5 protein-coding genes are annotated in these 15,778 nt (G+C 69.9%); all 5 read right to left on the bottom strand.

What is annotated here, in order from left to right; translation table 11 throughout:
* Positions 1 to 492: 492 nt before the first annotated feature.
* The 5 genes from WME76_RS40240 to WME76_RS40220 all read right to left on the bottom strand — a co-directional run bounded on the left by WME76_RS40240 (position 493) and on the right by WME76_RS40220 (position 15,758).
* Entirely contained in the window at positions 493 to 6,945 is a 6,453-nt protein-coding gene (locus WME76_RS40240; RefSeq protein WP_437957452.1) for a toxin TcdB middle/N-terminal domain-containing protein, read from the bottom strand.
* A gap of 18 nt (positions 6,946 to 6,963) precedes the next feature.
* Positions 6,964 to 8,082, bottom strand: a complete 1,119-nt coding sequence (locus WME76_RS40235; protein ID WP_437957451.1) for a hypothetical protein — start codon at positions 8,080 to 8,082, stop codon at positions 6,964 to 6,966.
* Between the two features lie 13 nt (positions 8,083 to 8,095).
* On the bottom strand, positions 8,096 to 10,306 hold the full coding sequence (locus WME76_RS40230; protein ID WP_437957450.1) for a hypothetical protein: 2,211 nt from the start codon (positions 10,304 to 10,306) through the stop codon (positions 8,096 to 8,098).
* 101 nt (positions 10,307 to 10,407) lie between these two features.
* A complete protein-coding gene (locus tag WME76_RS40225; RefSeq protein ID WP_437957449.1) occupies positions 10,408 to 11,916 on the bottom strand; it encodes a hypothetical protein in 1,509 nt (502 codons plus the stop codon).
* A 59-nt stretch (positions 11,917 to 11,975) separates the two neighbouring features.
* Positions 11,976 to 15,758, bottom strand: a complete 3,783-nt coding sequence (locus WME76_RS40220) for a hypothetical protein (protein ID WP_437957448.1) — start codon at positions 15,756 to 15,758, stop codon at positions 11,976 to 11,978.
* Positions 15,759 to 15,778 lie beyond the last annotated feature (20 nt).

Raw genomic sequence — 15,778 nt, 5'->3', positions numbered from 1 at the left:
AGCTCGTTACGTCGTCCCCGGGCACGTTCCCGTGGCAGGAGATCAGCACGATGGCTAGACCGCCGGACCATAATAGCCTTCGCTTCATTGTTCGACCATCCCCTGCGCTGAGCGAATCGAGCAAACGCAGCCCACCCAGCACGACTTCGGGCGAATGATCACCACGGAGGACTGGCGACCTGCGATCAATCATCCATTCTCGTGATCCTGCGAGTGAACCACCAGGCTCTCCCACGGGCGCATCGACGCGCGACCCCTTTCGCGCCGATGCGCCCGCTGAGAGATTCAAGCAAGAGAGGACCGAAGCCGCATCTGCGATACGCTCATGACATCCCGTGGCTCACGATCGGCCTTGTCGCGGCCCCGCGTCGGGGCGCTCTTGCGGGATCACGCCCATCGACGATCAGGTCGACCATGACGGACTCCATCGTCCTGTCACGATTCCCTTCACGAGATGCCGCGCGCCGCGGCCCTCCCGCCGATGCGTCACCGCTAATTCGACGTATAATCATAGAAGAAGGCATCATTCGTATCGATTCCATGAAACTCGAGGAGCTGTTGCACGGCCGACAGGCTGTCCTGGGCCAGCGTCAAGCCATCCGTACGGTTGAAGGCATAACTGGAGTTGAGGTCCACCAGCCAGACCGGGGAGGGCTGATCGTACCAACGGATCTCGCCACCCGCGCGCGCTTCTCCACGCACGAGCCCCCGGTTGCCAGGCGTCAGATCGCCGTGCTTGACGCTGTGCTCTCGACCGTCATTCCGCAGGAACCCTCGCTGCCGTTCGGGCGCCACGTGGAAGTGCCCAGCCGGGCTGACGACCCACAGGTACGTCCTGGCGGTGTCCAGCTGATGGAAGCCCGTGAACCTCGTCGCCGTCGGGTGTCCGGGATCCGTGGTGTACATCTCCGGCGGGTTCCTGTAGGGGATCTCGCTTGCACGATTCGTGTGCACCCCGCTCGCAGGGCCGATCGCGCCGAGGATCTGCCCGTGCAGCGCCTGCCGCTGCTGCCGCTGCTGCTGCTGCTGCTGCTGCCGCGCTGTGGACCGAAGCCGGCTAGCCCGCTGCCCCAGGAAGCCCGACTCGTCAACGAAGTTGACGGGGTCGTGGATCGCATAGGCGTAGGGGTGGCACTCGAGCGGGCTCCTCGCGCAGAGCTCAGGGTCGCCGAGCGCAAAGGCATCCGGCGTCGCGAAGCTCGCGATGGATGGCACGTAGTCGCGCGCCCCCATGTGGACGAGCCCGGTCTCTGGATCGCGCAGCTGGCCGGTGAAGGCGAGGACGAGCTCGGTGCTGCCCAGGCCCGGAGGGGCGGCCTGGATGTCGCGCGCGAGCGCTCCGAACGGCGTCGTGTCGGCCGTGAGGACCGTCTCGCCGCGCTCGTCGACCACGCGCTGGACGACCCCGAGCTGGTCGTCGAGGAGCGAGAGGACGCGCGCCTCGTCGACGAGCACCACAGCGCGGTGGTCCCCGATGCGGACGAGGCTCTGGCGCTCTACGCCGTCGTCACGCGTCGCCCGCGTGGGATACACCACGAGCGACCCGGGGACCTCGATGTCCCCCTCGCGGCGGAGCAGCCGCCTGGAGAGCCGCTCGCCCGCAGAATCGTAGCCGTACTCCAGGACGCCGCCGTCGACCTCGACCCGCCGGAGCCTGCCCCAGGGGTCGTACTCGGCGTTGCGGAGGCGCCCAAACGCGGTGAGCCGGCCAAAGCTGTCGAGCTGACCATGGCCCGCTTCGGGCAACGGCAACGCGTCACGCCCGTCCTCGACGACGAACGGCTGTGCCTCCGCCCCCTCTGCGAGCGACGCGACCAGGCCAGCGGGCGTATACGCATAGGTGTGCGCCACGCCCGCCACCGAGGCGCCGAGCAGCTCGCCGCGCGCGCTGTAGGCGTACGACGAGACGCCGGAGCCCGCCGCGCCCGGAGCGCTCTCACGCGCCGCGACGACACGGCCATCGGCGCGCCGATCATAGGCCACGTCCTGCAGCGGCCCGAGCGCGCAGGGGTCCGCCCCTTCGCCCACGCACGCCTTGAGGTGCGTGAGCAGCCCTGAGCTCGGATCATAGCCGAGCGTCCGGTGCAGGCGGGTGGACGGGACGCGGTAGCTCGCGAGCTGGCCGCGCGGATCGTAGGTGATGTCCGTCATGAGCGGCGCCGCCGCGCGATCGCCGGCCGACCAGTCGACGGAGGACGGCTCGCCCGAGGGCGTCCGCGTGAACGACAGCGTGTTGCCGAACGGATCGCGGTACGAGGCGACCGTCCCATCGAGGTCGTACGTCCACTGCTCCTCGTAGTCGCGGCGCGCGTCGCCGGCATCGACGGACTTCGTCCGGGCCGTCGTCCGCCCATCGCGATCGTACGCGAAGGACTCCTGGACGCGCTGCCCGCTGATCCGATCGAAGGTCGTCGCCTCGACGAGCTTCCCGATGAGCTCGGGGCGCGGCGCTTCGCCTTCTCGACCATCGTAGAGGAAGGAGCGCTCGTCCCAGCCCTCCGGGCGCGACGAGGATGAGGCGAACATGTCCGCCGGACGGTCGAGCGCGTCGTAGGTCAACTCGACGCTCTCCCACGCCGCGAACGCCCGATCCCACGTGCGCATCTCCGTCGCCCGCCCGCGCGTGTCGCGGACCCACAGGCGCGTGAGACCGCCAGAGAGCGACGTCATCACGAGCTTGCCCGCCGAGTCGTAGGCCATGCGGCGCGGGGCGCCGGCCCCGGCGAGCGTGACGGCACGCAGGCTGCCGCGCTCGTCGCGCTCGTAGCGTTGCACCTCGCCGAGCTCGTCGACGATCGCGTAGACCTCGTCGCCGCGCGCCACCATGAGGCGCGTCTCGACGCGCGCATCGCTCCCGCCGCGGTTCTGCTCGACGCGCTGGCCCCACGGGTGGTGTGCGACGCGCGTGACGAGCCCCGCGGCGTCGGTGCGGACCACGACGCGCCCGAGCCCGTCGTAGGCCGTGCTCGTGCCGCGCGCCGCGCCCTCGGGCGAGGGGAATCGACCGGCATCGAAGGCTGTATCGATACCCACCGCGGTCGAATACGGGAGCGCCTGGAAGATCGGGTCGCCGCGGCGCCCATGCCGGGTGAAAGCGACGACCCGCGCGCCCCCTGCCTCCTCGTGCTTCACCGCTTGACCGACGGGGAGCCCATCCGCCCGGAAGGCGGCGAGGCGCTCGACGGGCTCGCTCCCCGCGTCCGCCGCCGTGCGCCGATCGGCGATGTGAACCAGCGCGGGGGTCTGCGCGCCAGCGTCGCGGTAGGCGTAGCGGCCCTCCGCGCCGCCCGAGCGCACCCGATGAACGGGGCGATGGCGCGCGTCGTACTCGGTGAGCTCCACGTCGCCCTGCGGCGTCAGGACATGCGTGGGCAACAGGCTCCGCGCCGGGACGAGCCCCTCGGCCGGCGGGGCGAGCGATGCCAGCGCGCAGCCCGCCGTGCCGTAGCAGGTCTGCACGGCGTGCCCGAGGGCGTTCTGCCTCTCGACCAGCAAGACGCCGGTCGCGTCATAGATGTTCCTGCTCAGGAGCCCGTGCTCGTCCGAGGTCTCCACCACGTTGCCGAAGGCGTCGTACCGCGACGCACGCACCTGGGTGCGCGACGAGAGGAGCGGCGCGCTCACCGCCGCGGGCAATGAGGCGAGCGCCTCGGCGTCGATGAGCAGAGGCTGGGTCACGCGCACCGGCAGCGGCACGTCGGGCCCGTAGTCATACGACGTCCTCTGCAGCACGCGCCCCGATGGCCCCGCGAGCAGCGACTGCTCCCGCACCGCCGTGAGCACGCCGCGCGCCTCCCAGCCCGCGTCGTACGTGAATGTGCTCACGTAGCGGCGCGCCGGCAGCTCCGTCCCGTTCGGCCCGGCGACCGCGGTCAGCGACTGTTCCCGGCGGACGAGCCGGTTGTAGGTCGTGTCGTACGTGTTGGTCTGCGTTACGGTCGCCCCCTCCGCGCACGACCCCGCTCCGCTGCACTGCACGTCGCGCGAGCCGGTCTGTCGCAAGAACGCCGGCGTCTTCGGGTCGGGCGCCGAGGGCAAAAGGGCCCACGCCTCCTCGTGCACGCTGTGCGGCGCCTCCACCTCGTAGGGCTCCTCGCTCCAGGTCTCCGCCGTCTGCGACGCCGCCTCGACGCCGCTCGGCCACGCGCCCGCGCTCGCCGCGATCCGCGCCGCCTGCGCGCTCGAGAGCCGCGGCTGGAAGAACTCCTCGGTGCGCAGCTTGCCGGCGAAGAAGCGCCTCACCGGCGCCGCCGCCGACGCCACCTGGTAGACGCGCCGGCGAACGACGCTCGCCGCGCTGTCGTCCCCGACATCCAGCTCCTCGCACTGCCCGAAGCCCGCGAAGTCGCGCTCCCGCTCGTTGAAGTACGGCGCGTGGTACTGGAGCTCCCGCGCCCGCGGCGCCTCGGCGCCCACCGCCGTCAGGTGCCGCTTCACCACCGTCACCGGATACGGCAGCGCCCGCACCCGCGCGTCGTCCCGGCCGAAGCGGCGCGCGTCGCGGATCAGCTCATCCGTGCTCGTCGCGTACTGCACCGCGTGCTTCAGGCCCGGGCCCTCCTCCGCCTCCGACAACAGGTCAGGGCCGATCAGGTTCTTCACCCCGTCTCTGTTGAAGTCGATGATCTTGATTCGCCCGCCGCTCGCGTTCGGCTCGTAGACGACGATCTCCTCCGCGCCGTCGGCGTCGATGTCCAGGACCCGGGTGTTCCACTTGTTCTCCGGATCGACCGACACCCCTTCGTCCAGCGGCATCCGCCGCTCGGCGGCGAAGCCCCTCTCGCCTCGTCCGAGCCAGACGCCGAGCTCGTTGGCCGCCGCCGTCACGTTGACCAGGTCCATGTCCCCGTCGCCGTTGACGTCGATCAGCCACATCGCGTTGATGTTCTGGCTCGCCGAGAGCCCGGGCACCGACACGAACCGGCCCTGCCTGCACACCGGGTCGTTCGCGCTCGCGTCCCCGAACAGCAGCCCTCCCGTCAGCTTCGCCACCGAGGACGAGCCAGCCGGGTAGGCCACCACCTTGCCCTGGTTCTCGTAGATGCAAATGCCCTTCTCTCCGGCGCCGCTCGACCGGATCACCGCGAAGTCGGTCAGCCCGTCGCCGTTCGCGTCCAGGAACCGATACGCCGGGTTGTCGAGCTCCGTCCCCGCGCCCTGCCGGAACGGGAACGTCAACCCCACCAGCGGCTTGAACGACAGCGCGCTGGCGCCCGGCTCTGTGACGTTGATGAACGCCGTCCACGTGCTGTCCGTCGACCCGGCCACCGTCGTGAGCAGGTCCGCCTTGCCGTCGGCGTTCAGGTCCACCGCCTGCGTCCGGCCGCGCGCGAACCGCGGCAGCTCGACATCGACCACCGTCGAGCTCGGCGCCGCGGAGAACGGTCGCGTCCGCTCCCCGCGGCCCGCATGGTGCGCGAGCTCCGTTCGCGTCCCCGATGCTGTTGCTTGCACGAGGTCCGTTCGACCGTCGCCGTCGAAGTCGCCGGGGAGGAACACGCTCGTGGCCTGCGCCGCCGCGTCGAACCGGGGAACGTCGCTCCGCGACACGCCGCCGGCGGTCCGCTCCACCGTGAGCGGCGCGCCGCTCGTCGTGAACAGGCTCGCCTCCGCGAGATATCCGCTGTTGAACGACGGCACGCTCGTCCCCTCGCGCGCCGAGTACCGCACGATGTCCGCGAGGCCGTCCGAGTTGATGTCCATCAGCTCCGAGCCGCCGCTCGGCCCGAAGCCGAACACGTCCGGCACGTCCATGTCATAGACCAGCTCGTGGCCGGTGATGTCGTCCGCTCCCCACGCCGTGTACCGGAACCGGATCAGCGGCTCGGCCGGCGTCGACCGATCGAACGGCGCCTGGCTGCGCCCGAACCGAACCACCCCCAGAAGCTTGCTCTCGCTGCTGAGCGAGGCCGCCACGCGCTGCCGGTCCGACTCGAAGTCTTCGCTCGCCAGCGCCTGGCAATCCGGGTGCGTCACGATCTCCGGGCCGCTCTCGCCGTGCACCGCGTGCACGAAGCACCACGTGTACATCGGCTCGCCGTCGAAGCTCGCCACGAGCTTCGTGTACAGCTGCCCCGGCCCCTGCGGGTAGCCCATCACGTGGCTCACCCGCCCTTCGCGCCGCGGCACCGACTCCAGCGTGTACGCCGAGCGCCCGCCGGCGAACCGCACGCTCTTGAGGTAGGAGCGCTCGCCCGCCTTCGTGTACTCGTACGACACCGCGTCGCCTGTCGGCGAGATGGCGTGCACCAGCGGCCACCGCGTCGGGGAGAACGTCGACGAGCCCGCCACCCCCTCCGCGACCGTCGGCTCCTCGCTGTAGATCTCCCGCCGGCCGTCCGGATACACGACCTCGAACCCGGTGAACGCCACATTCTGCAGCGCGCCCGATGCGTCGCGCATCGCCACGGTCCCGCCTTGCGGATACCGGTAGAGCCGAACGGCCGTCTCCGAGGCGTCGAGCCGGTACTCGATCCTCGTCTTGCCGCTCACCGTGTCCGTCTTCACCCAGACGAGCCGCTCGGCGCCCAGCGACAGGCGCGCCGTCACGTCCTGCGAGCTGCTCAGGCGAGCGCGGTAGGGCACGCCCCAGTCGGTCGTCATCTGGATCGACGGCACGCTCAGGCTGAACCCCACGCCGAACCCCGCCGAGAAGTCCGCGGGTACCGACCCGTACGACAGCAGGACCTCCGCGGCGGACGACGCGCGCGACGGCAAGGCGGGGAACGCAAGACCCGCCGACAGCTCACCGCGCTCCGGCGAGACCGCGACATTGAGCGCCGGCCGCGGCGCCAGCGACGAGACATCGCCGGGCGACGCGCCCGCCGGCGACGCCGCAGGCGAAACCCCCTTCTCGGAGCTCGTTACGTCGTCCCCGGGCGCGCTGCCCCCGCACGCGATCAGCACGAAGGCCAGACCGCTGGACCATAAGAATTTTCGCTTCATTGTTCGATCACCGCCTATCTAAGAATCCGTACGGATTGCCGTGATGTTCTCGACGAGCGCGCGCGCGGCCCCTTCCGCGCCGATGCGCCCGTCGGCAAACTCCACCCAGAGCGGCGCGAGGGCCGCCTCCGCGGCGCGCACGCGCGCCCGATCCACCGCGACCGCGGGCGCGCGCAGCGCGCTCTCCTGCTCCACCTGTTCGGGAGCCCTGGCGTCCACGCCGCCCTCGGTCGCGCCCGGCGGCTCCGAGAGCGGCAGCTTCCCGAGCGCCGCGAAGACGCGCTTCTGCCCCTCGCCGCGGAGGTAGGCGACAACGCCGTCCGCGGCGCTCGCCTCGCGATCCTTCAGCGCCGGCGCGCGCTCCACGCCGTACGTGCGCCCCACGCTCCTGAGCGGCGGCCCCCCGCGCGAGAGCGAGGGCAGCGGCGCCAGCCCGAGGCGCTCGCCGAGCGCGCGCCGGAGCTCGGGGATCCGCCACTCGCCGAGGACCGCGAACGGGACCTGCCCCTCCGCGAGCAGGCGCGCCGCGCAGTCCGACGTGCACGCGTGAGGCGAGAGGCCGTACGTGAAGCGCAGATCGCCGAGGAGCGAGAAGACCTCCTTCGCGGTCGCCTTCGCCTCTCGCGTCGGCGCAACGGGCCAGAAGACGTCCGAGAAGAACGGGAGGAGAGGATGCGTCTCCTCGGGGAGCGCGAGGCCATACGCCACGTCCCCCTTCGCCTTCAGCGCGAGCGCCTGCGTCACGAGCTCCGGAAAGCTCGCCGGCGGCTCGGCGACGCGGCTGCGGTCGTATGCGAGCACCGCGTAGTCCGCGGCGAAGAGCGGCGCGACCTTGTCCGCCTCCGCCGGCTCGAAGGGGCGCAGGACGAGGTGCGCGCCCCGGGCCCCCGAGAGGCCCTCCTCGGCCGCGCGGGGCCTGTAGGTCACGCGCACGCGCACGCCCGGCTGCGTCTTCAGGTAAGGCTTCAAGAGCTCCTCGACCCGCGCCCCGAAGTCGGCGCTCACCGACTGCGCGAGCTCGAGATCGACCCCCCGGTCCACCTCGGCGCGGCGCAGCACGACGTACGCGAGCGACAGCGCAAGACACACGATCCCCACCGCCGCGGCCGCGGCGCCGATTCTCTCTCTCTTGGTCATGGTCCTTCTCGCCTTATTCGCCCGTGGGGTCCCACAGCGTCGCTGACTCGACGGTGCAGGCCCCCTGCCTCAGGCCATAGGTGATCTCGTCGAACTCCGGCCTGTCGAAGACGATCTTCGCCGTCCCTCCCGACAGCCGCGAGGGGCAGCGGAGCACGTGTCCGAAGTTGACGACCCTGGAGCTCACGAAGTTGAGCTGGCCCCTGCCCGCCACCGAGAGCATGACCGACTCGCGATCGAAGTAGCCGGGAGCGCTCGTGAACGTGCTGTCGACCGCGAGGAGCCCGTCCTCGGTCCACGTCGCGCGGTCGTCGTTCCACGACACCGCCATCGGGCCTGACACGCGCATCCCGACGACGAACGCCTGCACGTCGGCGCTGAGCGTCAGCGCGCGGAAGTTGGCGACCGAGCCCCCGATCCACGCCCCCCGGAGATCCACGAGGTCGTCCGCCGTGAGCCCGGGCTGGGCGAGCGACTCGATGCTATGGCCCCCGGCGACAGGCCACGAGACGATGGAGACGCGCGCCCGGTCGGCCGACACCCCCTCGGTGAAGGCGCGCACGGTCGAGCTGTGGAGCGCGAGCGTGCCTCCCGAGAACACGATGCCTTTGTAGAACACCGGCGCTGTGTCGCCGCCGATGACCACGTCGCGGACCCGCAGGACGAGCCCTCGCGCAGCGCTGCCCGCCGCCTGCACGCCCACGCGCGCGAGCGGCGCCGGCGGGCCCGCGGTGCTCCCCGTGGGGGCGCGCGACACGAGCCGGAGGTGCTCGAGATCGACCGTCAGATCCCCCTGCACCAGGAGGGCCGGCTGCGCGTCGGTGCACGCGGTGCTCGTGCCGAAGCCGCAGGTCGGTTGCGCCACGGTGATGGTCGAGCCCTCCGGCTCGCCGATCATGCGCACCTTGCGCATCCTCGCGGGGAGCGTCGCCGCGTCCAGGGTGAACGGCGGCCGGCTCACCGCGGCGCGCTTGCCGACGCGGACCTCCAGGGCCTCGGCGTCCACCGCGCAGCTCCGCGTCAGGGTGGCGACGGTCGTCGTCGACAGGTCCGTGCCCTCGCGGAGCGTGACCGAGCACGTGCGATCCGGCACGAGGCAAGGAAGCGAGACCAGCGGCGGCGCCGCGGCCTCGCTCTTGCCGGCGTTGTAGGCCGCGATGAGCCGCGTCAGCCACGTCCCGCCGCCGTCAGGGCCCGAGGAGAGGCCGAAGCGGCGCTCCCACGTCTCGCCCGCGGCGCAGAGGGGCAGCTCCAGGACGACGCCGCCGAGCGGCGCGCGCCGGCTCGTCGTCCCGTTGAGCTCGAGGCGGTCCGTGTAGCTCCTTCGCTCCGCGTCCAGGCACCCGCCGGTGCTCGGATCGAGCGAGCCGCTCTCGCACTCGAGGTAGCCGTCCCTCAGGACCTTGTGCGCCGGGATCCAGCCCGCCGCGCCGCACCGCGACACGCACACGTCGAAGAACGGCATGTCGTGCTGGATCTCTTCGTCTTCCGGGACGACGTTCGTCGACTCCCACGAGCTCGGCACGGCAAGGAGCTTCCTGAGGTCGCCGAGCGCCCTGGCGCGCCCTTCGTCGGTGAGGTCGTTGTAAGGCTGCCCGTCGAGCGACTCGACGAAGAACGACGTATCCCCCTTCTTGACGAGCACCATCCACCGGAACTCCACGCTCGGCAACCAGGCCGAGTGGACCTCCCAGCCGTCGTAGGGCTCTGTCGCCCGCTCGTTCGCGCACGAGAGCTGGATCGGCGTGGCGCCCGGCTCGGGCGTCCAGCCGGGGCTCCCCAGCGGAGGGGCCGGCGCGCGCCGCGCGCGCTCGGCGATCCCGAGGTGCTTCATCAGCCCTCCGCAGCGGTTAGGGATGACGAGATAGCGCCCGGGCCCGGCCTCGGGGGGCTCGCCATCCAGCCGGTACTCGAGGCGCGACAGGCCCTGCGTCCTCGGCTCTGCATAGACGTTCGCGTCCGAGGCGATCCGGTCCGGACAGGCGATCATCGGCGCCGTCGCGTCGATGACGACGTCGGTCCTCTCGGCGATCGCGCTCCGCCTCACGCCGAAGAGCTCGCGCACGGCGCGCTCGTCGAGGCACCCCTCCAGGCGGAGCAGGATCGTCGTCCCGTCCTCCTGCGGCAGCTCGGCGGCATACCGCATCTCCGAGCCCGCCGCGCCGAGCGCGCGGTAGCGGAACAGCGTCGGCCTGGCCGAAAGGAGGGCGTGCGTGCTCGTCATCGCCGTCTCCAGCTCACCCGCATCTCCGCACGCGCTCGCAACGACCGGAACGAGCGCCCACAACCACCTTCGCGTCATCATCTTGGCCTCGCCGCGTCCAGTCACGGGTGGAACTCGCTCATGCAGGTGTCGACCGCCCTCGCGGTCATCGTCGTGTTGGAGACGTACGACGCCGGAAGCCCCACGCCGCTGCACATCGCGGCGGCCGTCTGCGCGCCGGAGACGACGGTCCCGGCGACGTCCGTCGCGCAGAGCGCGTTCACGTCCTTCACCGGGCGGCCGGTGGTCGCGTCGATCTGGTTGCACGCGTTCGTGAAGAACGTCCGGTTGCGGTTGCGGATCTCGCAGAAGTAGATGCTGCACTGCCGCTTCAGGGTGTCGTTCTCCACCGTGCTCCGGTCGGCGAGGAGCGCCATGTCGCGCTTCACGAGATCGAGCTTCTGCAAGAGGGTCATCTCGTTCGGGACCGCCGGCAGCTCGGCGCGCGCGAGCATGTCGCGGAGCCCCTCATGGCTCCTCTGCAGCTCGACGCGGACGTCCCTGCCCTGGTACTCGTAGAGACCGCCGACCCAGCGATCGACGAAATCGAGGATCGTCTGGCTCCGCAGCACCGCGCGCTCGTACCCCTCGTGAAGGCGCGTCACGGCCGTGGGGAGCGGCCCCGAGCAGAGCCCCGTCGTCTCGCTCCCCGGGAGGCAGAACATCGACGCCAGTCCCTGGTAGGAGCTGACGAGGAGGTCTTTCTTCTGCACGAGGCCGCCGAGCAGCGCCGCCGAGTCCCGGAGCGAGCTGTCGGCCATCTCGATCTTGCGCGCCAGCATCGCCTTGAGCGGCGGAACCGCCCTGTCGCCGGGCGGGGCGTCCTCCGTCGCGGCGCCGAAATAATCCGCGAGGATGTCGCTGGAGACGACCTCCGCCGCCGCGTCGATGGCCGCCGGCGAGGGCGACGACACGACGCCGCACGTGGCGTCGTACCCCCCGTGCAGGTAGTCCGCATAGCATTGCGCCATGCTCTCGGCGTGCCCGATCAGGCTGAAGTCCGGGGTGTCGTAGCTCATCTCGAGCCCCTCCCACCGCACGCGCGTGAAGCTCGCCTTGGCCATGCCCCGGTGCATGCAGAACGCCTCGCGGGGAGCGAGCTTCGTGGTGAGCTCGCCCTGATACCGATCGTCGAGCTGCGCGAGCTTGCGGCAGTGGAGGAGCCCCTCGAGCAGCGCCGCCGCGTTCCGCTGCGACGGGAGCAGCCCGACGGTCGCGGCCTTCTCGAGCTCGTGGAGGCCGTGGTCGACGTCGCCGTCCGGACGGTGCGCCTCGCACACCCCGTTCAGGAAATGCACCGGCGCGCGCGGCCCCACCTTGACCTTCGGGCTCCCATCCACCGTATCGATGGGATAACCCTGCCGCGGGAGCGCGTCCCACTGCGACGGATCGCATCGACCGGACCAGATCTGCGCCCGGAGGTGCGTCTTCCGCTCCTGGAGGTCGCACGACGCGAGGTCGCGCGAGCACTCGTCGCCCACCTGGGCCGCCGCCATCTTCATCCCCGGGACCGTCGCGAACACCCCCGCGACGACCAGCGGGATGTAGGACGCCCAATCCTGTCGAACCATCGCAAGACTCCTTCTATCTTCGGAACTAAAGCTTCAGATCGCCGGCCCGCGCGCGGACGTCAGCGCACCGGCTTGCGCACGAAGATGAACCCGAGCTTCAATGACGGAGCCCCCTGGCTCAGGCAGCGCACCAGGTTCTCGTCCGCGGTGATCTCGTACGTCCCCACGAGCGGATGCCCCACGAACGGATACGCGTTCTGGATCAGGCCGTCGGTCAGGCGCCGCTCGAGCCCCTCTGCTGTGTACGGGCCGCGGCGGAAGCGGAGGTACTCGTCGTTCATGAGATCCATGTCCGAGCCGCCGTACACCGGGATCAGCGCCGTGACAGGCCGCTTGACCGTGAGGCTCGGTACGATCTCGCTGCTGTCCTTCGACACGCGCGAGAAGACGGTCCCGAACCCGAGGTGGGTCATCTGCATCTGCTGAGAGCGGCACGACGAGCTCGAGACGCCGGCCATCACGTGCACGAGGCGCATCGGCTCGCTCTCGTTCATCGTCATCTCGTCCCAGAGGACGAAGTTGCCGAGGTTCCTGCTGTCCGCCTGCGAGACAGCGGAGGGCGAGATCTCGAAGCGCGCGCGTCCATTCTCGAGGAGCTCGGACATGAGCCCGCTCGTCTTCTCCACCGTGAACTCGGCCACGCTGCCAGCCATCGTCTCGGTGCTCCAGGCGAGCGACGAAGGCCGGCAGACCTCGCTCGTACCGACCGTCCCGCAGTCGCTGAGGAACGAATCCAGCTCGGCCGCCGTCCCGATGAACGTCCTGTCGGCAGAAAGGCGCCCGACGTCGCCGGCGAAGTCGCTCAGCACGTTGTAGCGGTTCCGGTACAGGTTGTAGGTGAAGTTGACGTTCTCGACGACACGGCGCTTGGCCTCGAGGAACTCGCTCGCTCCCCGCGTGAGCTCCGCCTGCATGTCCTCGAAGTCCCAGAAGAGGACCTCGGCGGCGTCGTTCACGGGCGCCATCTCGACGAGCCCCATGATGCGCGTGCGGCTCGCCAGCACGGCGTCGCGCATCTCCCGCTCGATGGCCAGGAGCTCGTGCTCCAGGTCCTTCGCCTCTTCCACCATCCGGATCTGCCGGCGGAGGTCCTCGATCTGGGTGAAGGTCGCCGCCCTCTCGTCCTCGATGACCGACGCGAGGAACGCCATCTGCCCCTCCGAGATGTTGATGGTGTTCTGCCGGATCTTCTCCCGGATGTCGTTCAGCACCTCGCGCTTCGCGTCGTAGTGCCCCTCGAGATCGTGCACCTTTCCCTGGTAATCGCTGATCCGGCTTATCTGCGCCTCGATCGACGACCTCATGGCGAGGAGGTTCTGCTTGTCCTGCTGGATCTTGCTCGCCTCGATGTCGAGCTCTCCGAGCGCGAGGGTGAGCCGCTGGATCTCGATCTGCGCCTGCTCGCGCACGTTCTCCTGCTCGTCGATGTCGAAGTCGACGAGCGCCGACTCGTCCGACTTGGTCTGGAGATCGGCCACGAGCGCCGCGCGGTCGGCCCGCAGCTTCGCGACCGTCGCCGCGATCTCCCCCCGGTCGAGCCGGCACTGGATCGCGTGGATCTTCTCCTCGCCGGTGATCTCCACGACCTCCTTGTCGAGCTCCGCGAGCTGGACCGAGATCTCGGCGAGCGCCCGCTTCTTCGTCCACTCCTCGATGAGCTTGTGGATGTCGAGGGCGTTGATCTCCCTCCTGAGCTCCTCGACCCGAACGTTGAGCTCGTGCCTCTCCTGCGCGACCATCTGCTCGAACTGCAGCTCTCCGAACTGCCACTCGTAGACGTTCGCGGCCGTGTCGGCCGCGACCTTCGCCGCCGCCGCCGCCGCCTCGACGAAGCGGAACGTCTTGACGGGGAATATACCCATGATGCCGGTGTCGCCGTCGGGGATGGCCGCGAGGACGCCCGCCGTGGCCGCGAGCGCGATCGCGGTCCCCTTCAGCGCGTCGAGGCCGTTCTGCTCGGCCATCGCGCGGTCGAGCGCCCGCATGCGCTCGTTGATCTGATCGATCGTCGTCTGCCACATGCCGCGCTGGTGCTCGAAGATCTTGAGGTTCTGATTGTAGAGCTCCTCCGCGACCCGCTTCAGGTTCTCGTCCTTCGTCGAGCAGCTCGTGCCAGAGCCGTCGATGCACGCCCTGATCTTGTCGATCTCCTCCTTGGTCTTGGTGGACAGCTCCTTCCGCGCCAGGCAGATCTCGTCGATGAGCTCCGGCTTCGGCGTCTCGACGGGCGGCGGGCTCGCGCACGAGGCCCCGGAGATCGGGTCAGTGAACCCCTGCGCCGCCCCGGTGTAGAACGCGAGCTCGGCGTCGATCGAGCAGATCTGGTGCACGACGGGGACGCGCATCGATTCGAACACCGTCTCCTGCGAGGTCCGGAGCCGGCTCGTGATGATCTCGGAGCCCTCGATGCGCTTCTGCTCGAGCGCGATCTGCCGCCCGATCTGCGCCTTGCGGCTGCCGACGAGCTCGAGCTCCTTGTCGTCGGACGCGATACGATTCGAGATCTCATCGATCTGCAGCTCGAGGCCGTCGCGCTGCATCTCGAAGTTGAAGGCGGCGAGCGTCATGTCGATGTTGAACTGGATCTCGGCGATCTGCTCGCGCACGGCGTCCTGGTCGAGCGCGAGCAGATCCTGCTCGCGCTGGCCCCGGAGGAGCACGATCTGGTTCTCCAGCTCCTTCGTCTCGCGCTTCAAGGCCAGCTCGAGCACGCGGATCCTCTGCTCGAGCTCGAACGTCGAGATGTCGCTCTGGAGCGCGCTCAGCTTCTGCTGCACGTCGTTCTTGAGCTGCTCGGCCATGTCCTGGATCTGCGCCATCTTGTAGACCTCGAGCTCGATGGCCCGAGAGTGCTTCATGTTGGCCATGTCGAACTTCTGGTTCTGGAGATCGGTGTATTTCCGCGCCCAGACATCGAGCATGTTCTGGAGGTTCAGGTCCTGCTGCTCGATCGCCGCCTCCTGCATCCGGAGCTGCTGGCCGAGCCGCTCCACGCTGACGAGCGGGAAATCCTCGGGATCGATGTTGATGTACAGGTAGCCTTTGCGGACCGAGTCGAGGCGGAGCGTCACGTCCTTCTCGATCGTGGCGAGCGTCGCGAGCTCGGCCGTGAAGAGGTCCCGATCGGGGAGCGAGCCCTTGGCCTCGAGGACGAGCCAGAACGCTTGATCGTAGTACGTGGCCGCCTTGTAGTGCTCGCTCCCCTTGTCCCCGTCCGCCGCGGCCGCGCCGCCGAGCGCCTCGCCGACCAGGTAGCTCATGTGGTCGAGCCGCGCGACGGACGCCTCGCGGTACCAGACGTCGCCCGCCGCCACGAGCAGCTTTGCCTTGAGCCCCTGGAGCTGCGCCATCGCCTTGAGGTACCGGTTGAAGGCGATGTTCTTCTGCTCCTCGCCCGTCCCCGAGCTCGCCTGCCGCGGGAGGCGCGCGATCCCTTGCTCCACGATCTCGAGCCCCCTCGTGGCCTGCGCCAGGAGCTCTGCGGGGCTCGTCAGCGTGTCGCCGGGCGCCGTGGCCCCCTTCGCGTTGAGGAGCGGCAGCCCCGTGGCGCGGAAGCGATAGACGTTCGCGCGCTGGTAAAAGCACTCGGCGTCGCACACGCGCGCCGTCATGGACTCGGGGCACGTCCCCCGCTCGCCCACGAGCGCCTCGAGCTCGCCGAAGCTGTCCTCGAGGAGCGCCATGTTCGCGCGGTACTGCGCGATCTTGAGCTCCGAGACGAGGCGGCCTACCTCCGCGCGGATCGCGATCTCGTTCGAAGGGATGCACTCGATCTCCTGCGCGCGGGCAGGCGAAGGCAGCAGGAAGAGACCCAGGGCGAATGAAGACAGCAGCCGTTTCATGCGTTGCTCCAGCAAGCTTT

Source organism: Sorangium sp. So ce119 (genome assembly GCF_051524405.1).
GTDB lineage: Bacteria > Myxococcota_A > Polyangia > Polyangiales > Polyangiaceae > Sorangium > Sorangium cellulosum_G.
The sequence above is the reverse complement of the archived record's forward strand: the minus strand, read 5'-3'. Positions and strand labels throughout refer to the sequence as shown.

Bases quoted from the DNA above. Each gene is read 5' to 3' on its own strand.
- WME76_RS40220 (WP_437957448.1), bottom strand. From the start codon at position 15,758: ATGAAACGGCTGCTGTCTTCATTCGCCCTGGGTCTCTTCCTGCTGCCT.
- WME76_RS40225 (WP_437957449.1), bottom strand. From the start codon at position 11,916: ATGGTTCGACAGGATTGGGCGTCCTACATCCCGCTGGTCGTCGCGGGG.
- WME76_RS40230 (WP_437957450.1), bottom strand. From the start codon at position 10,306: ATGACGAGCACGCACGCCCTCCTTTCGGCCAGGCCGACGCTGTTCCGC.
- WME76_RS40240 (WP_437957452.1), bottom strand. From the start codon at position 6,945: ATGAAGCGAAAATTCTTATGGTCCAGCGGTCTGGCCTTCGTGCTGATC.
- WME76_RS40235 (WP_437957451.1), bottom strand. From the start codon at position 8,082: ATGACCAAGAGAGAGAGAATCGGCGCCGCGGCCGCGGCGGTGGGGATC.